The sequence below is a fragment of the Rathayibacter sp. AC451 genome, assembly GCF_979253095.1.
The window spans coordinates 1-21523 of record NZ_CEEDBD010000002.1; the positions used below are offsets into that span (position 1 = coordinate 1).

Here is a 21523-nt window from a genome sequence, read left to right on the forward strand (position 1 = left end):
GCGAAGAAGAAGAGGGGTGGGGATCGCCAGGTACGGCGACCCCCACCGAGGCGCGGCGGTAACGCGCACGCCCGGGCGCGACGCAGCAGCGCTGCGCCTGCCCAGGAGAGGGGAGGGGTGGAAGGGAAAGCGGGTCAGCGGGACGCGAGGAGGTCCTGCATGGTCGCGATCTCCTCCGTCTGCGTCTGCACGATCATCTCGGCCATCTCGATCGCGTCCGCGTTCTGGCCCTCATCGACCTCGGTCTGCGCCATCTCCACAGCACCCTCGTGGTGCATCATCATCTGCTCGAGGAACAGCTTCTCCGCCTCGGCACCGGTCGCGCTCTCCAGCGCGGACATGTCCTCGTCGGACATCATCCCGTCCATGCTGTGATCCATGCCCGACATCGAGTCCTCAGCCCCCCACGCGGTGAGCCACTCCTCGAGCTGCGAGATCTCCGGACCCTGCGCTTCCTTGATCTGCGTCGCCAGGTCGGTCACCTCAGTGCTGATGCCGTCCTTCGCGAGGATCATGTCGGACATCTCCACCGCCTGCTCGTGGTGGGGCTTCATCATCTGGGCGAACATCACGTCCTGATCGTTGAAGTCCTCCGACGACGCGGCAGAGGTCGAGGACGGTGCGGCAGAGGCGGACGAGCTGCTGTCGCCCATCCCCTCCATGCCGCTCATCCCGGAGGAGCTGTCCGAGCAGGCGGAAAGAGTGATCGCGGTCGCCAGAGCGAGAGTCGAGGCCAGAAGAGTGCGCTTGGTGTTCATGAGTGTCGTATCCATTCAGTCGGTTGCAGAAATCGCCGGAACCACGCCCTACAGGCGCGGTGAGGAAGTCGCAGCGGACGCTGCGACACCAGGGCGAATCAGGTGCGACTGATCGACAACACCGTCAACGACGGCAGATACACGTGGAACCGCGCGCGCGGCACCAGCAGCAGAAGACGCGGACCCGCATCCAAGACACGCGCGAACATCGCCGGCACCCGGGCCAGGAGGATCAGGGACGCGAGGAAGAACACGATGACGCACGACGCCGCCATCAGCGCGCACCCCATCGCGCAACTGTCATCACAGGGCACCATCGGCACGACCGCGCCCTGATCGGCGCCGGCCGAGAAGGTCATCGCGCCGGTCGAGCCGGCCACCGGGTCGGCGTGCGCATCGGTCTGCGCGTGCGTGTGCCCCGCGGACAGGGAGGCGTCGGAATGGCTGCCCATCATCGAGTGCATCGCGAACACGCCCAGCAGCAGAGCCGCCAGCGTGAGCACCACGACGACCGCGCGCGTCAGCGGGGCGGACCGTCTAAAAACGACGCTGTCGCTCATGATCCACACCTCCGAAACCGCACGTCACTCCTCCGCGAGCGACAGAGAGGACGCTCGGGCATACCCCCCTAGAGTATGCAGAAAGCAGCCGGAGCGGCTGAAAACCCTCTCCGTACCCGTCCGACGAGCACCCGCGGCGGATGAGCTGCATCAGCACCCGGGGGGACGAGGACACCGTGACCGAGCAGACGACCGAGCATGACGACACCGCCGCACCCCACGGCTACATCTCCGACAAGGACCAGTACCTCCGCCGCCTGCGCCGCATCGAAGGGCAAGCCCGCGGCTTGCAGAACATGGTCGAAGACGAGCAGTACTGCATCAAGATCCTCACCCAGATCTCCGCGATGACCAGCGCTCTGGAATCCGTGGCACTGGGTCTGCTGAACGACCACCTCAACCACTGCGTCCTCGAAGCCGCCGCGGCCGGCGGCGACGAAGCGAAAATCAAGCTACAAGAAGCCTCCGACGCCATCGCCCGCCTCGTCCGCTCCTAACACCCCGTGACAGCTGGTCGATCGGGTGCCCTCCATGCACCCCGAGCAGCGGCGCTCCCTCGACGTACTTGGGGGCTGTGAGCCGTTCGAGGTGGTTCGTTCGGGCCGTTCTACCGCCGGTGGTGGCGGAGGTCGCTGACATGATGACCGGGTGCTGATCGCGTACCTGGACGAGTCCTACACACAGGACTTCTACTTCATCGGCGCTGCCGTGACCACGCAGGAGAAGTGGGAGCAGCTCGAGCAGGGCTACGCCGCTCTCCGGAAGCAGATCGCCGCAGACCACGGGGTGCCGGCGGATGTCGAGTTCCATGGGCACGAACTGATGGGTGGCGCCGGCGAGTGGGCTCCTCTGCGGGGTAGGCATCGTGAGGCGGCGGGCATCTACGCGGCCGCGCTGCGCATCGCGCAGGAGGCCGAAGTCCGCTACCTGTTCCGGGGCGTGGACGTGAAGCGCCTGAACGCCCGGTACCGATACCCGGAGCAGCCGCACAAGGTCGTCTTGCAGCACCTGCTCGAGCGGGTGAACGAGTACCGCCGCTACGTCTTCTCTTCCAACACGGAAGAGGTGATCGTCGTCGCTGACGAGATCGCGACGCAGGAAGAGCACCGGCGGCAGTTCGAGAGCTACCAGCTGCTGGGAACGCCGGGCTACCGGCCGAGCAAGCTCGACCTGATTTCCTCCCCGATCCAGTTCGCGTCCTCGAGGAACGCCGCCGGGTTGCAGGCGGTAGACCTCGCGGTCTATCTGCATCGGCGCCGCCAGACGGTGACGGAGACGCACCCGAAGTCCGCGGTGACGATGGCGCGGTTGAGCGGACTGGTCGCCGCGTCGACGTCGCACGACTGGATCTGGACGCCTTAAAACTAAGACCCCACCGAGGCGGGGTCTTAGGCTGGCAACGTTCCGGGAACCGGCCCGTTGTGACGATCACGATACACGCGGATCCCGAACGAGTCACGGCCTCACGGGCGCCGCCGCTCGATGAGGATCGTGTCGCGCCACCGACCGGCCTCCGGCCCGTACGTCATCTGCGTGATGCGCTCCCGGATGCCCACGCGCCGGAATCCCGCGCGTTCGTGGAGGGCGAGACTGGCGGTGTTCTCGGGGAAGATGCTCGACTGGATCATCCACAGGTCCGCGTCGTCCGCTGCGGCGATGAGCGCGGCTAGCAGCGTCGAACCGACGCCGCGGCCGCGTGCAGCGGCCGCGATGTAGACGGAGTGCTCGACCACGCCCCGGTAGACGGGCCGGGGCGAGACCTTCGACAACGCGGCCCAACCGAGGATCCGCTCTCCGTCGACGGCGACCAGGCGCCCGACGTCGAGCTTCCCCGCATCGAACGCCTCCCACGTCGGCGGTTCGGCCTCGAAGGTGGCGTGCCCGGTCGCGATCCCGTCACGGTAGATCGTCTCGACCGCCGCCCAGTCCTCGGGGGTCATCGGCCGGATCGCGGTCATGAGCAGCAGCTCCTCCGGCGGATCCGATGTCGGTGGAGCAGACTCCGGTTTCGGGGAGGACGAGCTGCACGCGCCGGGCCGCGGCGTGATCGCCGGCGAGTTCGTCCGCGATCGAGCGGACCTGCTCGTAACCGGTGACGAGCAGGAAAGTCGGCGCCCTGCCGTACGACTTCATCCCCGCGATGAAGAAGTTCGGCTCGGGGTGGGCGAGTTCCGCGACACCGTGGGGGTCGACGGTGCCGCAGGAGTGCAGGTTCGGATCGATCAGGGTCGCGAGCGCGCGCGGCGCTTCCACGATCTCGTCCAGGGAGACGCGGATCTCGCGCAGCATGTCGAGGTCGGGCCGGAACCCGGTGGCCTGCACCACGACATCGACTTCCACGCTCTCGCGCTCCTTCCGGCGCCGCCCCATCACCGTGACACCGCCGGAGGGGGTCTTCTCGAGGCGGTCGATTTCGAAACGGTCCAAGAGAGTGATCGCGCGGTCGCGGACGAGCTGGTGGACGGTGCCGCCGAGCTTGCCGCGCTCCTCGAGCTCGTCATCGCCGGATCCGAAAACGCGCAGCGGGCTGGTGCCTCGAATCGCCCACGTGATCCTCGTCTGCGGTTCCTCGCGGGCGAGACGGGCGAGCTTGATCAGGGTGTTCGCGGCGGAGTGGCCCGCGCCGACGACGAGGACGCTCTTCCCGGCGAACCGGGCACGGTCGGCGCCGAGCACGTCCGGCAGCGCGTGACTGAGATGCTCAGCGACATCGAGGACACCGATTGGGTCAAGGCCCGCGGAGGCGAGCGCGTTGGGCGTGGAGTAGGTGCCGGAGGTGTCGATGACCGCGCGGGCGGTGACGTCGGTGACGCCCTCCGGGGTGTCCAGGCGCAGTAGGAACGGTGTCGCAGCGCGACCGGTGGAGCGGGTGCGGTCCATGCCCTCACGAGAGACGGCGGTCACGCGGGATCGGTAGTGGATGACGGGGGCGAGCTGCGGGGTTGCGGCGAGGGGTGCGAGGTAGTCGCGGACGAAATCGTGCCCGGTGGGCAGCTTCTTCGCCGCGGGCGCCTCCCAGCCGGCGGCGTCGAGCAGGCGTCCGGCAGCGGCGTCGACCAGGTACTCCCACGGGGAGAACAGGCGGGTGTGTCCCCACTGCTGCACCGCGGCGCCGGCACTCTCACCTGCTTCGTAGACGATGACGTCCAGGCCCCGCTCGAGCAGCTGCGCGGCGGCGGCGAGACCGACGGGGCCTGCGCCGATGACGGCGACGGGGAGGCCGGTGAGGCGGCGCTCGTCGGTGCGGGGCGGGACGGTCAGCAGCAGGGTCATCGGGTGCACTCCTCAACATCGACGGTCATCGATGGACCGAGTCTGCCCCGGTATATCGATGACTGTCAATATGTGGGAGAGTGGAGGCATGGCGACGACCGAGCTGACCCTCACCGCGGCGGCAGCCGCGTGCTGCGCGCCGCTCGCGCGCGAGCCGCTGAGCGCGGAGGGTGCGGAGCTGCTGGCGCGGGCGTTGAAGGCGATGGCGGATCCGGCGAGGCTTCGCCTGGTGTCGATCGTGGCGTCGAGCAGCTCGGGCGAAGTGTGCGTGTGTGATTTCACGGAGCCGGTTGGGCTGAGTCAGCCCACGGTGTCGCACCACTTGAAGATCCTCGTGGATGCCGGGATCCTGGCCCGCGAGAAGCGCGGCACGTGGGCGTACTTCTCCCTCGTTCCCGGGGCGCTCGACTCCCTCGCCGGGATGCTCACCCGCGTCTGATCAGGCGGCCGTCACTCTCGCGGCGAGAGCCTCGACGCGCGCGGCGAGCTCGTCGTAGGCGGCATCGAACGCGGCGTCTGTGCCAGCGGGCACCGGGTCGGGGATCGACCAGTGCAGCGCCTCCGAGCCGAGTTCCTCGTGCGCGGCATCGCAGACGGTGATCACGAGGTCGGTGTCCGCGGCGACGTCCGCGAACTGCTGCGGGATACCTTCGGGTAGCGGGAGGCCGTGACGTTCGGCGGTCGCGATGGCTCCGGCGGCCACCGCGGTGGCCGGGTGGGTGCCGGCGGAGGCGACGGGGATGGGGCTGCGCTGCGCCCAGAGCTGCGCGGCGAGCTGGGAGCGGGCGGAGTTCGCGGTGCACACGAACAGCACCCGCCGCGCCGCGGCGGTAGTCGAGGGCCCGAGTTGATCGAAGGCGCCGGGGATCAGGTGGACGTAGCTGCGGCGCCGGTCCGCCTCTGAACGGCGACGGAGGATCATGCCCTCGCGCTCGAGGACGGCGAGGTGGTGCGCGACGAGGTTCGAGGGCATCCCGAGCCGGTCCTGCAACTCCCGCGGCGCCAGGTCCCCAAGGGTGAGCAGGTCCACGATCCGCAGGCGGGCAGGGTCGCTGAGGGCCGCGTGCCGGGCAGCGCGCGCTTCGAGTTCGGTTCGCTCGGTGTTCATTGACTCAATCTTGACTGAGTGATTGGAAGCGGTCAAGATGGCCGACGACATGGACACCACTTCCCCCTCCTCCGCTCGCTCGTCGGGCCGTGGCCGAGTTCCTCGGCACGGTCCTGCTCGTCGCGATCGTCGTCGGCTCCGGCATTGCCGCCCAGTCGCTCTCTCCGAACGACGTCGGTTTGCAACTGCTGGAGAACTCCCTCGCGACCGCGTTGGGGCTGGCGGTGCTGATCCTCACTCTCGGTCCGGTGTCGGGGGCGCACTTCAACCCGCTCGTCTCCGCCGTCGACGCGTTCCTCGGTCGCCGCGACCGCACCGGCCTGTCGGGGCGGGAGCTGGCGGTGTTCGTCGGCGCTCAGCTGCTCGGCGGCATCGGCGGCGCGGTCCTCGCGAACGCGATGTTCGAGGTTCCGACCGCGATCGCGACGACTGAGCGCGTCACCGCCGGGCACCTGCTCGGAGAAGTTGTCGCCACCGCGGGCCTGGTCCTCGTGATCCTCTCCCTCGCTCGCACGAACCGCGGCCCGCTCGCGGCGGCCGCGGTCGGCGCGTACATCGGTGCGGCGTACTGGTTTACGTCCTCGACCTCGTTCGCGAACCCCGCCGTGACCCTCGGCCGCGTCTTCACCGACACCTTCGCCGGCATCGCCCCCACCTCCGTCCTGCCCTTCGTCGCCGCGCAGCTCGTCGGTGCCGCGATCGGCGTCGGCATCGCCGTGTTCCTCTTCCCGGGCGCCGCCCGGGCGGCCGGGCACCTCGTGGTCCCGGCCACCACCTCCACCTCTTCGCACGTCTGACCCGGAAGGCCCATCTGATGCATCTCGTCGCCATCGGCGGCAGCGACGCGGGGATCTCCGCCGCGCTGCGCGCCCGCGAGCTCGACCCGTCCGTCGACGTGACCGTCGTCGTCGCCGACTCGTACCCGAACTTCTCGATCTGCGGGATCCCGTACTACTTCTCCCGCGAGGTGCAGCCGTGGCAGTCGCTCGCGCACCGCACCCACGCCGACCTCGAAGCCACCGGCATGACTCTGCGCCTGGACACCTTCGCGACCGACATCGACGTCGCCGGACAGCAGCTCACCGTCCGCACTCCCGACGGGACGCTCGACCGGATCGGGTACGACGAACTGATCGTCGGCACCGGCGCCCTCGCCTCCTCCGCCGGCATCGCCGGAGTGGACGAGCTGGGGCCGGAGGACGGCGTGCACGTGCTGCACTCGATGGGCGACACCTTCGCCCTCGAGCGCTACCTCGACAGCCGCGACCCGCAGACCGCGATCATCGTCGGCGCCGGCTACGTCGGCCTCGAGATGGCCGAAGCCCTCACCGTCCGCGGCCTCCAGGTCACTCAGCTGCAGCGCGGCCCGGAGGTGCTCTCCACCCTCGACCCCGAACTCGGCGCCCTCGTCCACGCCGAGCTGACCGAGCGCGGCGTCGAGGTGCTCACCCGGACGACTGTCGCCTCGATCGAGAAGACCGCGACCGGCCTCGCCGTGCACGCCGACCACGACGGCACACCCCTCACCCGCACCGCCGACGTCGTCCTCCTCGTCGTCGGCGTGAAGCCGAACACCGACCTCCTCACCCGCGCCGGAGCCTCCCTCGGCGCCGGCCGCGCCGTCGTCGTCGACGAGGCCATGCGCACCGGCCTCCCGCACGTGTTCGCCGCGGGCGACGGCGTGACCACCCACCACCGCCTGCTCGGAAGCACCTACCTGCCACTGGGCACTACCGCGCACAAGCAGGGACGGGTGGCCGGCGAGAACGCCCTCGGCGGCGACGCCCGGTTCGCCGGCTCCGTCGGCACGCAAGTCGTCAAGGTCTTCGACCTCGTCGCCTCCCGCACCGGTCTCCGCGAGCACGAGGCCCTCGCCGCCGGATTCGCTCCGGCGACGACGACCGCGGTCGCGGACGATCACAAGCGCTACTACCCTGGCGCGCAGCCGATCACCATCCGCATCACCGGCGACACCCGCGACGGTCGCCTCCTCGGCGCGCAACTCGTCGGACGCCTCGGCACCGAGACCGCGAAACGCGTCGACACCTACGCGACCGCCCTGTTCGCCGGACTCACCGTCGAGCAGGTCTCCGACCTCGACCTCTCCTACACACCCCCGCTCGGCTCCCCCTGGGACGCCGTGCAGACCGCCACCCAGACCTGGACCCGCACGAACACCGGAAGCAGCATCCCCGCATGACCGACAAGCCCACCATCCTCTTCCTCTGCCAGCACAACGCCGGCCGCTCCCAACTCGGCGCAGGCCTGCTCGAAGTCCTCGCAGGCGACCGCTACACCGCCACCTCCGCCGGGCTGTCGCCCGCGAACACGGTGAACCCCGCGATCGCATCCACCGTCGCGGAACTCGGCCTCGACATCAGCGACCGCACCCCCCGCGCCGTCACCGTCGAGGACCTCGAGAACGCCGACATCGTCGTCGCTATGAAGCCAGGCCTCGCGCTCCCCGCGACCCCGACCGGCCGATTCCTGGAATGGACGTTCCCCGACCCGACCGACTGGAGCACCGAGAACGTCCGACCGCTCCGCGAGGCCGTCGCCGCTCGAATCCAGGCCGAGCTCCTCGACTAGACGCGACCCACCCCGAAGGATCGGGCGGCGTCCTCGGCAGTGCAGCCGTGAGCACGCGTCCCACGGCGATTGCGAGCTTGCTACCGGGATGATGTCAGTGTCGGGCGGTCCTGCGGTGCAGTGCGATGGCAAGGGTGAGTAGTCCGTCGATGGATTCGACGATGACGGGAGGTACGTCGGGTAGGCGAAAGCCGCAGTCGAACATCGTCGGTGTGGTGGCGAGCACGTCTCCGAGTGGTTGGCCGTCGACCCAAACGGTCAGTACGCGGAGCGGGTCGCGAACTTCGGGGGATCCGACCAGATACTCGTTGTCGCCGAGGAAGCCGGTTTGCGGTTCTTTCCGCAGACTACGAACCCAGGCCGGCAGATCGGTATGCGTCGGAGCGTGACCGTCGTCTTGTCGGATCTGCTGGTAGAGGTCGCGTGCGTCCTCGAGGGTGTCGCAGACGGTATCTCCGTGGAGATTCCCGGTGCGGTGGGCGCGGAAGCCGTCTGGGGCCGGGCTGATGAATCCTAGGATCGCGGCAGGATCATCCGCCGCTACGGCGGCGTCTCTGACGCGCCATCCGTCATCACCGATCGGGTCGAGCACGACCTCTCGGAGGTGATCAACTCCTGTTTCGCGCACCAAGACTGCCCTTCGTCGACGAAAAGTCCAGCCAACGCCGCTTCGCTCGGTCCGTCACGGGGGTTGACCGCCGAAGTCCGGTGACCGCTTCTTCTTTCTGTTCAGCAAGGTCGATCCTGAGCCTACGGACGCGTAGTGGCTGACGGGCCACAGTTGCGGTCGCTCCGTGATCGGGGCAGGCCCGTTCCGGAGTCGAGGTGAGCGATTGGACCGCGTGGTGAGGATGATGGTGGGGTGGACGAGGACAATACCGGCAGTGTTCGTGAGCTGCTCATGCGTGTCGGGGACGGGGATCGGGCAGCGTTCGCGCGGGTGTACGACCTGACGGTGCGGGACGTCCTGTCCATCGCGACTTCGCTGCTTCGTGATCATCCTCGTGCGCAGGAGGTCACTCAGGAGGTCTACCTCGAGTTGTGGCGGTGTGCAGCGCGGATCGCTCCTGATCGTGCGACGGTGCAGGTGATCCGTCAGCTGGCGCGGAGGCGGGCGATCGACCGGGTGCGCGCCGTTCATGCCGCGCGGGAACGCGACGAGATTCAGGCTCTTCGCCATCAGGAGTCACCTCTCGACGAGGTGGCCGAGGCTTATGCGTGGGGCGGTCCGGTAGCTGATGCGATCAAGGGGCTGCCGCTGATCCATCGTGACGTGCTGTTCCTGGCCTCTGTGCACGGTTATACCCACGCCGAGATCGCGCGAGAGCTCGAGATCCCGCTGGGCACCGTGAAGACACATCTGCGCGACAGCCTTCGCGTTCTTCGCACGCAGGCGATTCCTCCGCAGGCTTCAGCCGAGTAGGGCACACCGGTGCCGACTGCGGGGTACGGCCCAGAGATCGCGGACGTCCTGTTGCAGCTCGTCTGCGATGCGGGTGAACGCTGCTGCGGCCTTGTGGTTGCTGAGGCGTCCCGTGTCGACTGCTCGTGCGATATGACCGAGCTCACGTGTGCGGCGGTGACGTGCTTCCGGGGCTGCATGGGCTGCTGCGCGGCGTTTGAGGCACGCATGCGGGCGAGGATCGTGGAGACATCCCGTCGGCGGCTGAACATGATCAGTCCTCCTTCCCTCCCGAGGTGGGGCGCTTCGAAGCGGGGACGACATTTGCATGGGTGTTCACTCCAGCAGAGCTGTCTGATCGAACCAGTGTCGGTTGTCGCGGATAGCCTGCCCGGCAGGCTGCGTTCGGGCCGGTCGTGTCTCTGCTTCTCGTCTGGAGGATGTCTTTGTGGGCAATCTGCTTTACGGGTCCCCGCCCGCGCTGTTCTCGTTCGATGACTACACCCTCCTGCATTTGCAGCTGACGATCGTGACGAAGTTGCGTCGCGGCGAGGCGTTTGCGTTCGCGCTGGGTGGCGATTCGGCCGTCGGCCGAGGGCGCCATGTTCTCTGGATGCACCCCGCGATCGCTCTTCGATTCGAGTTCCAAGGGCCGCCTACCGCGCCGGCGAGTGCCGAATGGGTCCGTGTTCTCCTCGCGGACGCCAACAGCGTCCACGGACTCCACGTCCTCCCGGAACCCTCCACACAGCATGCTCCGCCGGCGTGAGGTAGGAGGGGTCCGAGATGCCCGGTCGCAGAGTGCTTGATGAGGGAGGAAGGGTTGTAACGTCGTCCTCGTTCGTCGCAAGACCGGCGGCGGGCCTCCCGCTCAGCGCCTAGACCTTCGCGTTGAGCGGGATCGCTGGCCGGATCGCCAGCGGCCATGTCCGTCTCGTCCGGTTGCGCACTGCTATCTCCTTCTCATCAAGATCTGCAACCCACTCCCGTCTGTTCCCGAACCGCGGAACGCTGAAGCCATGCAGCAGCTCTCGTATGCCTCGCGATGCTTGGTAACACCCGATGCAGTGAGCGCTGCGCTCCTGGATCTGGTGGCCTCGCTCGAACCACGTCAACGCGCGCAGATCGTCACGATCCCCGTCCTAACGGAGGACGGGCGCCTCGTCGACGCGACAGTGCTCCTCCACGCCGGCAGCGAGCTCGTCTCGGTCGCATCCGAGCCCGCCGAGGGCTTCCCGGACGCTGCCGTCGCGGACGCGGTGCTCTCGATCCGGTCACTCATCCGCAACCGCGTCCACGCGGTGGAGTACCCCGCAGTGGAGGACGAGGCGCCGGCCTCCGCTTACGAGGAGCCGTACGTCTGACCTGAGGCGACGCTGCGGCACGCGAGGGCGACGTGGCTGAACCGCACCAGGAGAGTGCGCGCTTCCTGAGCTGGGTTGATGCGCTCACGGAAATGACGCCAGAAGCCGTCCTCGTCATCCGCGCGATCGGCGACACCAGTGCTCGTCTTCGCATAAGCGCGGACGCCGCTCTCGCCCTGCTCAGCGACACAGCACAGGAACGTGGGATCAGTGTGCCCGACCTCGCGGTCGACGTCCTCAGCCGCCGCCTCGCGCTCAGCCCTGAGTGCGGAATTGCCCCGGCCTGTTCCGACGGGGCAGAGGCGCAAGACCCCTGAGGTTCTAGCAACCGTGGTGTCACCTGACGACGCCGCGGCGAAAGTTTGTATTGGGGTCGAGGGAATGATCCGCAGCGCGGGGAGAAGATCTGTCATGACTCCGACCCGCAGAGCCTTCCATGCTGACCCGACCTGGCAAGCTCGTCCGCTCCGACCTCTCCCAGCGGTGCTTCCAACCGTGACACCGCCAATGAGGTGGCCCGCTCGCGTGGGCGCTCTCGGCGCAGTAGCCGGCTAGGTCGGAAGCGAGGCTGCAGGGCGCAAACGGGAATCTGTATGTGACCGCCTACGCCGAGTAGGCGCCACCGATCAATCAGAGAACGGCGCCACCGAGCAAGCAACCCCACACCGCCGTGCATCGGCGTGGGCGGCAGCGTCCCGTAAGACCCGCCCGGTGAAATGCCCGGTGACGGGACGGCTATCGGGACACTGGAACAGTGGATCAGACGGCGATGCTGCGCACCCGCGCCGAAGTGCTCGACGACCTCGAGCAGCAACTGCGTTCCGAGGCCGATGTTGTGGGGGAGCGGATCGTGCGGACGGAGAACGGCTTCCGGCTGCAGGAGACGGAGACCTGCACGGTCGAAGTGTGGAAGATGCTGTTCAACTGGCGTCTCGTCGTCATGCCGCCGCACCAGCAGGTCGAGACGACTCACGGGTACTGCTACTTCGGCACCGGCCTTGAGAGCTTGGCCCGCGCGGTCGCCGCCGGTCTTCAGTGGGTGGATCCGATGAACACAGCTCCGGTGGGGTTCGACAAGCAGGCGTTCTGACCCGCCTTTCAACCTCGGGCGCCGCGAGCTCGTCGGCCTGAGGGAGTGTGAGCGTCCGGTAGAGGGTCGTGCGGCCGACGCCGAGCTTGGGTGCGATGGCTGCCTTGGGAGGTAGGCGGCGACTTCGGCGGTGCGCGCACTAGCGATGTTCACTTCGTGCAGGTTCTCGTCGATCGAAGATGTGACTCTTCGCGTGACAGTTCCAGCTCCCGCTCTGTAGAAGCAGCGCTCTGATGCTCCTGGGCCGTGCCATGACGGTCGTTACTGTGGGGGAGGCGCCTGCGTCTGCGGTGCAAGCGGATGAAGGGTGTTCGATCGCGTGGCTTCTCGGGTGGATCTTGTCGATGATCTGACTGGCACGCTGATCCTGGCCGGACGTGGTCGAACGGTGTGTTTTTCCGTCGATGATGACACCTACGAGATCGACCTGACCGCGGCGAACATCGGCTGCCTGCACCTCGCTCTCGCCCGTTTCGTCGACGCGGCACGGCCCCTGTCGGCAGTACAAGTTCGACCTCGCGTGACAGCGGTTGCTGCGAGCGCGGGGCGTAAGAGTCCTGAAATGTTGGCGGCGATCCGGCACTGGGCGCGACGCCACGGATACGAGGTTCCGCGGTCCGGTCGAGTGCCCTCCGACGTGCAAGCCGCGTACGACGCGGCACACTGACCCAGCACCGATCTCATAGGTCCAGTCGACCTCTACCTGGTGTGGCCAGCGGGTACCGCGCCTCGCGCGACCTCGCGCTCGCAACTCTGTCAACCATGGGCTGCCGCACCTGCGAGCACACCGGTCGGCTCAGACGCGGCAGCCGTGTCAACAGTACGAGACTGCTCGCGTCGGAGGCTGGGTCTGCCAGCAATCTGCGATCCGGTCGGGGTCCCGCTGTCCATCTGTGTTCGGGCCAGCCCTGCAAGAGCTGGGCTGTGCACAGGTGGTCAGGGGGCGTCCGCGAACGGCCTAGCCCGACCATCACTTGCCTCGTCTTCGATTGACGGTGCGTGCGGTCGACTCGGAGGTGTGCCGTTGGTACTGACGGCGCAGTGGCTCCTGGGTGAGTGGCGACGAAGAAGCCCCCGCGAGCAGATGCTCGAGCGGGGCTACTTCGAGACGAGCGAGGGGGTCGCTGCGTCGCTAGTGACGTTACTCGGTGGGCCAGGTGGTGAGGGCGTCGTAGGGGGTCAGCGTGGGTACGCCGTCGATGTCCTTGATGGTCATTCCGGGCTCAGTGAATCCGGCGGAGTGCGCGACCGCGGCGAGCACGAGTTGGGTCTGCGTGTAGTCGAGTCCGGAAACATCTTCGCGGAGGTCGACGGGTATGCCCTGCCCTAGTGAAGCGGCGATGCGGGCGACGCGCTGCTCGCCGCCGCTGAGCACGCCGATTTCGTAGCCGAGGCGGTCGAAGTCGACTGCGCTCGTCTTCCAGGCGTTATCGGTCCGGACCCATGGAGCGCCCGCGTAGACGAGGCCCGAGCGGATCAGCAGCTCGACCGCTGCGGCGAGCGGGTTCGACCCCTCAGCCCAGTCGCGGACCTGCGCGTAGAGCGCGTCGTTGTGGTCGGTCACGCGACCTGCTCCATCGAATCCGAGTTGACGCCGTCCGTCGATCCGGCAATGTCGGTGTCGCCGGCCGAAAGCCGGCGGGTGCGCGCCACTCGGGCGCGGGTCTGTTCGGGTCGCGGGACGCCTGTTGCGCGGAGTTCCTTCTCCGACCAGCCGCACGCGAGTGCGGCGGACCACGCCTTGGCGTGGCGGGTCTGCGCGTCAGAGAGAGCGGTCCGCGCGGTGTCGGTGTCGTTCGCTGCGCTCACGATGGACCGCACCGCTTCGACCCGCCTCTCGACGGTGGATTCGAGGAGGCGGCGAGCCGCCTCCGCTGCCTCATCAGGGTTCCGAGTCACGTCGTTCATACCCCGAGACTACCGAGAACGGCAGTCAAATGGGTACCGAGGAGGGTGCATGTGTTGACCTCGACCATGATCACACCTGTTTGGTACAGGGCGTATGAAGTCGTAGAGCAAGCTGTCGTCTTAGGTGTCCTAAGTTGCTTGCCGGTCTGGCGCTGCGCTGGCCCGGTGCGCATACTGGACGTATGGTCCCCGCTGGTTGGCGGGTTCGCTGCGCTGGGCCGAAGGACGGGGATGTGATGACGGAGTCGAGCAGATTGTTCGGTCGGAAGCGTCGTCCGAACGTTCCGCCGGAGCAGCGGCGGGAGAAGAAGTACGTCGTGCGGGTGTCCCCGGATGAGGATGCGATGTTGCGTGCTCGGGCCGAGGTTTTGGATGTGACGGTGCCGCGGTTGATGTTCGAGGCGGCGATCGATCCGCAGGTGAGGTCGGATGTGGAGTGGAAGTCGGTCGGTTCGGAGCTGATGCAGCTGCGGACGCTGATGGGGCGGCTTTCGAGCAACATGAATCAGCTCGCTCGCTTCGCGAACACCGAGGGCCGTTTCCCTGAGGAAGCAGTGCAGGTGGCGGCGGAGTACCGGGCGCTGGTGCCGCGGGTGAACGAGACGCTGCGACGACTGGCCGGCCAGTGATCCCGAACGTCACGTACGGCGGGGACATGGGCGGTCTCGTGCGCTACCTCGCGGGGGAGGGGCGAGCGAACGAGCACACCGAGCAGCACTTGATCGCGGGGGACCCGGCGATCATGGCGATGCATGGTGAGAGCGTCCTCGATCGGGCCGAGGCCGCCGCGATCGCGGCGGAGTTGAACGAGTACAAGAACTTCTTCGGCGTCGAGGTGACCCGCCAGGAGAAGGTGTTCGACAAGGACTCCGGTGAGCAGATCGGCAGCAAGCGCGTCGCCGCTGATGTTTGGCACTGCTCCCTCTCGCTGCGTGCGGAGGAGGGGCAGCTCACCGATGAGCAGTGGGGACGGATCGCGACCGATTTCGTGGACCGGATGGGGTTCGCCGGCGAGTCCTCCGGAAAGGCCGACTGCCGGTGGATCGCCGTGCGGCACGGTCTGTCGAAGAACGGCAACGACCACATCCACATCGCTGTCTCCGCGGTGCGCGCCGACGGGACGAAGGCGCACGTCGCGTATGACAAGGCGCTTTCGCAGAGGGTCAGCCGGCAGTTGGAGAAGGAGTACGGGCTCGAACCGTTGCACGCGCCCGAGCGTGAGCTGGGGAGCGCGGTGTGCAGCCAGGCGCGCGCGAGTCCGCGCAGCGCCGCGGCGCTGTCGAGGTCGACGCTCACCGGCTCGAGCGCGCGGTCCGCTCGTCGGCATCTGCATCAGCGGATGAGGCGGAGTTCGTGCGCCGGATGCGTCAGTCCGGGGTGCTCATCCGCCCGCGCTACGCGGCGGGCCGCGACGATGTCGTCGCCGGCTACTCGGTCGCCTTGCGTCCCGAGAAGGGCACGCCGGTGGTGTGGCACGGCGGCGGGAAGCTCGCCCGAGATCTCACTCTCCCGGAGCTGCGGAAAGGTTGGCCGGACTCACCTCAGTCCGCGCAGACAGCGGTCGATGAGTGGCGCGCGACAGCGAAGAACCCGTGGCGCTACGAGCCCGTTGCGCCCGGCCGCGAATCGGCAGAGCTCTCTAGCGATCTCTACTCCTCCTACGCGGAGGACATGGGGCGGCTGCACGACTACCTGAGTCGAGTGGACCCCGCCGATCGCGCGATCTGGGCACACGCGGCCCGCGAAGCATCCGGCGCCTACGCCGCATGGTCGAGGCGCCTCGAGCCGACACCCGGGCCGCTCGCTGAAGCATCGCGGACCCTCGCCCGCTCCGCGCATCTGCGGGCGCACGAGTCGACGCCGCGGCCGGCGGGGATGCCGTCGATGGCCGGTACGACGATGCTGATCCTCGCGACCGCCGGGAAGCGGAACAAGGCCGCCGAGGAAGCCATGCTGCTGCGCCAGATCGTGCGCACCACGCGAGCGATCATGGACGCCCACAAGGCCGCCGGCGACGCCCGCCGCACCCGCGAGCTCGCCGGGACGATCCGGAACCAGCTGAAGACGGTCCACGAGGGCTACAGCGCGCAGATCCAGAAGAACGCCTGGGAGGCTCTGCCCGAGGACACCCGCCGAGCGCGCGAAACGGTGCAGGCGAGCTTCGCGACAGGGACTCCCGTCCCGACGAAGCTCACGAAGGCGGAGCCGAATGTCACCTCGACCGCTGCCCCGCAGCGCGGCACCGAGCCGCGCGAGCGCGACGGACACGACCGCTAGACCGACACTAGTGAAGGGGAGGAATCACTATGGCTGACGACGACGGAGGCGTGGAGGAGTCCATCAACTCGTCCGCACGGATCGCGCTCACCATCGCGATCCAGCTCGGCGAGAAGCTGGCCCGCGCGTACCAGGAGGCGATGCGCGAAGCGCAACAGCGCAGCGCCATAGAGGCGCGTGAGCTCGCCGCCCGTTACGAGGGCGAGCGGGCGTCCGCACGGCAGGCGGTGACCGTCGTCAACGATCCCCAGTGGTGGGATCAGGCGACCGTGCACGACGTCGCCCGCGTCGCGGAGACGGCGGCGGCATGGAAGGACGCGGACCTGCAGATCGCGTCCGCCAGCGCACTGATCGCGTCGGAGGCGAAGGAGCGCTACGGCGTCGACGTCGCCACGCTGCAGGGCATCGCACGCGACACCCCGACCGAGCTGGACCTCGCGAAGCAGTGGGCCTCCACTGCCGCGCTCGATGGATACCACCGACACGACGATGACCGGCTGAAGATGCCCGTCGGCGACATCCGCGAGCCCAACCCTTCGGCGGAACGTGCGCTCATCGCGGACTACCGCGCGGCGGTCGCCGGCGACGTCCCCGCGCTCGAGCTGAGCGTCGCGGAGGAGTGGAAGCGCGCCAACGATCCGGTCGGCTACCAGGACTACCGCGTTGAGACAGCCGTCGCCTTCGATGATCATGGCCGGGCGCAGTCGGCGGACCCGGCGGTGGCTGAAGCCGCCCGCGCGGCTCTCGTGCAGGAGTGGCGCACCGACCATGCCGGCGGCCTCACCGTCGCCGCGGCGGACGCCGAGCGGGCACAATCCCGCCGTGACGTCACCGAGGCCCAGGTAATGATCGCGGAAGCCGACCGCCTCGACCGCGCCAATGACGCTTCAAACCAGATCACGGCGTCCGAGGTCCCCGTCGACTCCGCACGACGTGCCGACGAGCTCGAGCAGCAGGCCGCCCAGTACGACCGTGATGCAGAGGCCGGCGGCACGCCCACGCAGAGCTCCGAGGAGCTGCGCAGCCTCGCTGCGGACGCCAGGGCTCAGGTCGCCCTCTACCGCGACGACAACAGTGCGCTCCGCGACCCGGACGACGCTCCGGCGCCGACTGAGGAGGGGCGCGTAGTCGCGGCTCGATCCGAAGGGGAACTTGCGTACGACAGCGCCGAGCGCCGTGCGCACACGGCAGCGACGATGCAGGCCCAGAACGTGCCGGAGGAGCAGGTGAACGCGCGGATGACGGTCGACGCATCCTTCGCCACTCCCGCCCGCGGCGCGGAGCCCACGAAGCGCACGCGTGTCCCCTCAACCCGCGGCAGCCGCGGCCAGGGGACTCAGATCGAACGATCCAAGCCAGGCCGCTGACACTTCGAAGCGGGCCTCTGACACCACCCGATCTCCGAGGAGCTAGAAAGGCATCTCGCTATCTAGGCCGATGCTGCGCCGGTGGGTGAGGGGTTCGTCTCGCTAGCCGCGGCGGTTCTGCAGGCCCGTCGAGGGCTGCAGTGATCTGCTCGGCCGTCGGTATCGCCGCCCGCTCTGCCAGTGGGAGGGATTCGCGGGTGTAGCTGGAGACGGCCATGGGGGAGCCGGTCTGGCTGAGGGCGTAGCGGACGGAGTGCTTGTCGTGGCCACCCCAGATGAGGATCCCGACCGCGGGTCGATTCAGATCGCGTCGCATCCGGTCGTCGACGACCGCGGCGGAGCAACTGCGCGGGAGTCCAACAGCCTGTTGGACGCCATCCTCATCGCCGCGGCCGGCGCTTCGTCGCGGATCCGGGACAATTGCGGGATGACTGGACGCGACATCGAACTGCCGAACGGCTACGAGCCGTTCTTGCGTTCGCTGACGTCGCGCGTTCAGGACGCGCAGCTGCGCGCTCAGCGCACCGTGAACGCGCAGCTCATCAGCCTGTACTGGGACCTGGGTCGCGCGATCCTCGACCAGCAGGCGAAGGAGCCGTGGGGCACGAGAGTCCTCGACAGGCTCGCGGAAGACCTGCGCCGAGAGTTCCCGGCGATGACCGGTCTGTCTCGCAGCAACCTCTTCTACATGCGCGCCTTCGCCGCCGCCTGGCCCGACCGGGAGAAAGTCCCACAGGCTGTGGGACATTTGCCCTGGGGCCACGTCCGCCTCCTCCTCGACAAGCTCTCCACCCCTGACGTGCGCGCGGCGTACGCCGCCGCCGCAGCAGAGAGCTCGTGGACACGGTCGATGCTGCTCAACCACGTGAAGAACCAGACCCTGGAGCGGGCCGGCCGGGCGCCGTCGAACTACGTCGACCGGCTCGCGCCCGCAGACTCTGCCCTCGCACGGGAGATCGCGAAGGACCCCTACGTCTTCGACTTCCTCAACCTCACTGAAGATGCCGCCGAGCGCGACATGGAGAGCGCCCTCCTCGACCGTATCGCCGAAACTCTCCAGGAGCTCGGCACCGGATTCACCTTCGCGGGCCGCCAGGTTCACTTCGACGTCAGCGGCCGAGACTTCTACCTCGACCTGCTCTTCTTCCACACCGAGCAGCTGCGCTACGTCGTCGTCGAGCTGAAAAAGGGCGACTTCGAGCCCGCGTTCACTGGCCAACTCGGGTTCTACATCGCGCTCGTCGACGAACGGCTCAGACGACCGAGCCACGCCCCGACCATCGGCATCCTCATCTGCGGGGACAAGGACGAGCACATCGTCCGCTACGCCCTCAGTCAGGCAGCATCCCCGATCGCTGTGGCGACCTACACCTATGACGCGCTCCCCGACGCCGAGCGTCTCGCGCTGCCAGACGAGCGGCACATCATCGCCGCGATCGACCTCAGCGGAGCTTCGGGCAAATAGTCCCACAGCTTGTGGGACTATTGAGCAACAGTCAGTTGTGCCTCGGGAACTGACCTCCGTCGAGGACGAGACCCCCGTCGAGCTCCTGCACGACAACGGCTACCCGACGAACGCGCGAGCGGTCCGCGGCATCATGAACACCGCCGACAAGGCCCGCGACGGGATCTACTCGACCGCGCAGGGCATGGCCGTGTGCTTGAAGAGCGCCGCGACCGCCGACTGGGTGAACGCCCGCCCGAACGACACCCGTCCCCAGTTCGTCCCCGAGACGTTCGTCACGTCGACCCAGACGCTGTACTCGCTGTCGAAGGAAGGCGCCGGCACCGCCGGCCCCCTCGTCACCGCCCTGACCGCCGCGACGATCGAGGCCGCGGAGGAGCACGCGGCACGTTCCCGGGGCGGGCGCCTCGCGACGCCGCTCGTTGCCGTTCTCGATGAGGCCGCGAACGTCTGCCGGTGGAAGGACCTCCCCGACCTGTACTCCCACTACGGCTCGCGCGGGATCCCGATCATGGCCGTGTTCCAGTCCTGGTCCCAGGGCGTCGGCGTGTTCGGGAAGGAGGGCATGCTCAAGCTGTGGTCCGCGGCGAACGTGAAGCTGTACGCGGGCGGAGTCGCAGAAGACGAGTTCCTGCGCACCCTCTCCGAGCTGATCGGCACCTACGACAAAGAGACCACCTCCGCCAGCTACAACAAGGGCGTCCGCTCCACCACCTCGGCGCTACGGCGAGAGAAAATCCTCGAAGTCGCCGACCTCACCAGCATGGGCCGCGGACGCGCGATCATGCTCTCCTCCGGCGCCCGCGCCGCCCTCGTCGACACCGTGCCCTGGTACAACGGCCCCAAGGAGCAGGTCGCCGCGATCAACGCCTCCATCGCCGCCCACGACGCCAGCAGCGGACCAGCGAACGCCGCACCCGTCTCGCCTGTCGTGACGGTCATGCCTCCGCGCCAGGCTCAGCCTGCGGCGGACGTCGACGCAGACCAGGACGCGACTCTCCGCGGTGAGCAATGAGCGACGAGGACCTGTTCGATGTCGACACGGATGCGTTCTCGGCTCCGGTTCGACCCGTCAGCCTGCACCCCGTCGAGGTGGAGGACGTGGACGAGGAAGAGGGGCCGGCGACGTACTTCGGATCCGCCGACGAGTGGGTCCGCAAGTTCCTCCGACCCTCCTACCGGCGCCGGGTGACGGCCAAGGGCCAGGCCGCCGGCGACCGGTGGGCGGCTGAGTGGTGGAGCAGTGTCGAGGCGCTGACCCGCATCGAAGCCCTCTGGCGGATGTGGGAGGAGATTCGAACGAGCGCCGGGTCTTTGAGCGCCTACTGGATTAATCATCTGGATCCGCACATGCGAGTCCTACTCTCACCCAACGGCCCCTTCGCGACGTCGACGGACGAGAACCGGCCAGGCGACATGCTCCCTTACGCCGCCCCGCCGACCGGGATGTTCCCGCCGGACGAGCAGGGCTGACAACGGCCGACGACGAGGCACCCGCGGACTGACTTAGACCGATCAATTGGAGCCATGGGCTGTGGGGCCACTGATCGAGTAAGTGATGACTAGAGCACAGCTGCCATCTGCCTAGCGACCATGCCAGTCGCCCACCGCGGGGCCAGTCGGACGAGGCAGTCCAGGAGGCGCGCGTCACTTCCAACGAGAATCCGGAACTTGCCTTTTTCGATCCCGTCGACGATGGCGCGCGCTGCGGCTTCTGGTGTGGTCGCTCGAACCTTCTTTCCCTTTGCATCGATCATCGCGACTCCGGAGTTGCCGGTGAGATTCGTCGAGATGTTGCCGGGGAAGATGGTCGAGACGGTGAGGCCGGTGCCGAGCGCTTCCGCGTACAGCCCCTCGCTGAACTGCTTGACGGCGCCCTTGCTGGCTCCGTAGAAGGTCTGGCTGGCGAAGGGGATGAGCGCTGAGAGGCTCGACATGTTGACCAGTACGGAGTGGTCACGGGCTTTCAAGGTCGGCAGGAATTCCCGGCAGACGTTGACCGTGCCCCAGAAGTTGACGCCCATGACACGCTCGGTCACGTCGATGGAAAGTTCCTCGAACGGGGCGAACGAGTGGATGATGCCAGCGATGTTGATCAAGCCGTCGAGGTGAGTGTGCCGAGCGAGAACCTCGTGGCGCAGCGCCGCGACGGCAGCCGTGTCCGTGACGTTCGCCGTGTGAACGCTCAGACGATCGGCTGTGGTCCGCGCGAGCGTGCGGGTCTCGGTGAGTCCGCTTTCGTTCAGGTCGACCGCTGCGACGTGGCCGCCTCTTCGGAGTATCTCGAGGGCGACCTGCCTGCCCATTCCGTTGCCGCCGCCTGTGATGACGAAGACTTTGTTCTGAATCTGCATGTTCGTCT

28 protein-coding genes are annotated in these 21523 nt (G+C 67.9%); 19 read left to right on the top strand and 9 right to left on the bottom strand.

The features are described from left to right. Positions 1-134: 134 nt before the first annotated feature. Both AC0CID_RS19205 and AC0CID_RS19210 read right to left on the bottom strand, forming a co-directional pair. Positions 135-758: a DUF305 domain-containing protein gene (locus AC0CID_RS19205; protein WP_465228157.1), complete on the bottom strand. Its 624-nt coding sequence runs from the start codon at positions 756-758 to the stop codon at positions 135-137. A gap of 98 nt (positions 759-856) precedes the next feature. After that, positions 857-1318 carry a hypothetical protein gene (locus AC0CID_RS19210; protein WP_465228158.1) on the bottom strand — a complete coding sequence of 154 codons (462 nt, stop codon included), beginning with the start codon at positions 1316-1318 and terminating at the stop codon, positions 857-859. 176 nt (positions 1319-1494) lie between these two features. Here AC0CID_RS19210 and AC0CID_RS19215 point away from each other — a divergent pair, with 176 nt between their 5' ends. Beyond that, positions 1495-1815: a metal-sensitive transcriptional regulator gene (locus AC0CID_RS19215; protein ID WP_465228159.1), complete on the top strand. Its 321-nt coding sequence runs from the start codon at positions 1495-1497 to the stop codon at positions 1813-1815. 151 nt (positions 1816-1966) lie between these two features. Continuing rightward, positions 1967-2680 (top strand): DUF3800 domain-containing protein, encoded by a 714-nt coding sequence (locus tag AC0CID_RS19220; RefSeq protein ID WP_465228160.1) that lies wholly within the window; start codon positions 1967-1969, stop codon positions 2678-2680. 101 nt (positions 2681-2781) lie between these two features. Here AC0CID_RS19220 and AC0CID_RS19225 read toward each other — a convergent pair whose 3' ends face one another. Both AC0CID_RS19225 and AC0CID_RS19230 read right to left on the bottom strand, forming a co-directional pair. Continuing rightward, complete coding sequence (locus tag AC0CID_RS19225) at positions 2782-3276, bottom strand: N-acetyltransferase family protein (protein WP_465228161.1); 495 nt, start codon at positions 3274-3276, stop codon at positions 2782-2784. Continuing rightward, on the bottom strand, positions 3215-4591 hold the full coding sequence (locus AC0CID_RS19230; protein ID WP_465228162.1) for an FAD-dependent oxidoreductase: 1377 nt from the start codon (positions 4589-4591) through the stop codon (positions 3215-3217). The genes AC0CID_RS19225 and AC0CID_RS19230 overlap by 62 nt, the downstream gene beginning before the upstream one ends. A gap of 88 nt (positions 4592-4679) precedes the next feature. Here AC0CID_RS19230 and AC0CID_RS19235 point away from each other — a divergent pair, with 88 nt between their 5' ends. Then, positions 4680-5030, top strand: coding sequence for an ArsR/SmtB family transcription factor (locus AC0CID_RS19235; RefSeq protein ID WP_055794488.1), 351 nt, complete (start codon positions 4680-4682; stop codon positions 5028-5030). On the opposite strand, the gene AC0CID_RS19240 is transcribed toward AC0CID_RS19235, so the two are convergent. Beyond that, positions 5031-5699 (bottom strand): arsenate reductase/protein-tyrosine-phosphatase family protein, encoded by a 669-nt coding sequence (locus AC0CID_RS19240; RefSeq protein ID WP_465228311.1) that lies wholly within the window; start codon positions 5697-5699, stop codon positions 5031-5033. Between the two features lie 89 nt (positions 5700-5788). On the opposite strand from AC0CID_RS19240, the gene AC0CID_RS19245 reads away from it, so the two are divergent. Genes AC0CID_RS19245 through AC0CID_RS19255 form a run of 3 tightly spaced genes read left to right on the top strand, consistent with a single transcriptional unit; the run spans position 5789 to position 8288 of the window. After that, positions 5789-6496: an aquaporin gene (locus AC0CID_RS19245; protein ID WP_465228163.1), complete on the top strand. Its 708-nt coding sequence runs from the start codon at positions 5789-5791 to the stop codon at positions 6494-6496. Between the two features lie 17 nt (positions 6497-6513). Next, the gene (locus AC0CID_RS19250) at positions 6514-7899 is read left to right on the top strand and encodes an FAD-dependent oxidoreductase (protein WP_465228164.1); all 1386 of its coding nucleotides are present in this window, start codon (positions 6514-6516) and stop codon (positions 7897-7899) included. After that, a complete protein-coding gene (locus tag AC0CID_RS19255; RefSeq protein ID WP_465228165.1) occupies positions 7896-8288 on the top strand; it encodes an arsenate-mycothiol transferase ArsC in 393 nt (130 codons plus the stop codon). Before AC0CID_RS19250 ends, AC0CID_RS19255 begins: the two co-directional genes overlap by 4 nt. Before the next feature lie 94 nt (positions 8289-8382). Here AC0CID_RS19255 and AC0CID_RS19260 read toward each other — a convergent pair whose 3' ends face one another. Then, on the bottom strand, positions 8383-8880 hold the full coding sequence (locus AC0CID_RS19260; protein ID WP_465228166.1) for a hypothetical protein: 498 nt from the start codon (positions 8878-8880) through the stop codon (positions 8383-8385). 270 nt (positions 8881-9150) lie between these two features. On the opposite strand from AC0CID_RS19260, the gene AC0CID_RS19265 reads away from it, so the two are divergent. From AC0CID_RS19265 to AC0CID_RS19290, 6 genes are all read left to right on the top strand, one after another. After that, entirely contained in the window at positions 9151-9711 is a 561-nt protein-coding gene (locus tag AC0CID_RS19265) for a sigma-70 family RNA polymerase sigma factor (protein WP_465228167.1), read from the top strand. 427 nt (positions 9712-10138) lie between these two features. Continuing rightward, the gene (locus AC0CID_RS19270; protein WP_465228168.1) at positions 10139-10459 is read left to right on the top strand and encodes a DUF7882 family protein; all 321 of its coding nucleotides are present in this window, start codon (positions 10139-10141) and stop codon (positions 10457-10459) included. Positions 10460-10757: 298 nt separating this feature from the next. Continuing rightward, positions 10758-11054 (top strand): hypothetical protein, encoded by a 297-nt coding sequence (locus tag AC0CID_RS19275; protein WP_465228169.1) that lies wholly within the window; start codon positions 10758-10760, stop codon positions 11052-11054. Between the two features lie 32 nt (positions 11055-11086). Then, a complete protein-coding gene (locus tag AC0CID_RS19280) occupies positions 11087-11371 on the top strand; it encodes an ANTAR domain-containing protein (protein ID WP_465228170.1) in 285 nt (94 codons plus the stop codon). Between the two features lie 437 nt (positions 11372-11808). Beyond that, entirely contained in the window at positions 11809-12144 is a 336-nt protein-coding gene (locus AC0CID_RS19285) for a hypothetical protein (protein ID WP_465228171.1), read from the top strand. 307 nt (positions 12145-12451) lie between these two features. Next, positions 12452-12811 carry a histone-like nucleoid-structuring protein Lsr2 gene (locus AC0CID_RS19290; RefSeq protein ID WP_465228172.1) on the top strand — a complete coding sequence of 120 codons (360 nt, stop codon included), beginning with the start codon at positions 12452-12454 and terminating at the stop codon, positions 12809-12811. Positions 12812-13285: 474 nt separating this feature from the next. Here AC0CID_RS19290 and AC0CID_RS19295 read toward each other — a convergent pair whose 3' ends face one another. After that, positions 13286-13708 (bottom strand): hypothetical protein, encoded by a 423-nt coding sequence (locus tag AC0CID_RS19295; protein WP_465228173.1) that lies wholly within the window; start codon positions 13706-13708, stop codon positions 13286-13288. Then, positions 13705-14052 carry a hypothetical protein gene (locus tag AC0CID_RS19300; RefSeq protein WP_465228174.1) on the bottom strand — a complete coding sequence of 116 codons (348 nt, stop codon included), beginning with the start codon at positions 14050-14052 and terminating at the stop codon, positions 13705-13707. The genes AC0CID_RS19295 and AC0CID_RS19300 overlap by 4 nt, the downstream gene beginning before the upstream one ends. 236 nt (positions 14053-14288) lie before the next feature. Between AC0CID_RS19300 and AC0CID_RS19305 the strand changes: the two genes are divergently transcribed. The 7 genes from AC0CID_RS19305 (at position 14289) to AC0CID_RS19335 (ending at position 20634) form a co-directional block, all read left to right on the top strand. Then, a complete protein-coding gene (locus AC0CID_RS19305) occupies positions 14289-14681 on the top strand; it encodes a plasmid mobilization protein (protein ID WP_104292870.1) in 393 nt (130 codons plus the stop codon). Next, positions 14678-15748 (top strand): relaxase/mobilization nuclease domain-containing protein, encoded by a 1071-nt coding sequence (locus AC0CID_RS19310; RefSeq protein ID WP_465228175.1) that lies wholly within the window; start codon positions 14678-14680, stop codon positions 15746-15748. The genes AC0CID_RS19305 and AC0CID_RS19310 overlap by 4 nt, the downstream gene beginning before the upstream one ends. A gap of 188 nt (positions 15749-15936) precedes the next feature. Next, complete coding sequence (locus AC0CID_RS19315) at positions 15937-16329, top strand: hypothetical protein (RefSeq protein ID WP_465228176.1); 393 nt, start codon at positions 15937-15939, stop codon at positions 16327-16329. A gap of 29 nt (positions 16330-16358) precedes the next feature. Continuing rightward, entirely contained in the window at positions 16359-17696 is a 1338-nt protein-coding gene (locus AC0CID_RS19320; protein ID WP_465228177.1) for a hypothetical protein, read from the top strand. A gap of 262 nt (positions 17697-17958) precedes the next feature. Continuing rightward, positions 17959-19161 (top strand): PDDEXK nuclease domain-containing protein, encoded by a 1203-nt coding sequence (locus AC0CID_RS19325; RefSeq protein WP_465228178.1) that lies wholly within the window; start codon positions 17959-17961, stop codon positions 19159-19161. Positions 19162-19198: 37 nt separating this feature from the next. Beyond that, on the top strand, positions 19199-20176 hold the full coding sequence (locus AC0CID_RS19330) for a type IV secretory system conjugative DNA transfer family protein (RefSeq protein ID WP_465228179.1): 978 nt from the start codon (positions 19199-19201) through the stop codon (positions 20174-20176). Then, a complete protein-coding gene (locus tag AC0CID_RS19335; protein ID WP_465228180.1) occupies positions 20173-20634 on the top strand; it encodes a DUF4913 domain-containing protein in 462 nt (153 codons plus the stop codon). The genes AC0CID_RS19330 and AC0CID_RS19335 overlap by 4 nt, the downstream gene beginning before the upstream one ends. An 89-nt stretch (positions 20635-20723) precedes the next feature. Here the strand turns inward: AC0CID_RS19335 and AC0CID_RS19340 are convergent, their stop codons facing one another. Continuing rightward, positions 20724-21515 (bottom strand): SDR family NAD(P)-dependent oxidoreductase, encoded by a 792-nt coding sequence (locus AC0CID_RS19340; protein WP_465228181.1) that lies wholly within the window; start codon positions 21513-21515, stop codon positions 20724-20726. Positions 21516-21523: the final 8 nt, after the last annotated feature.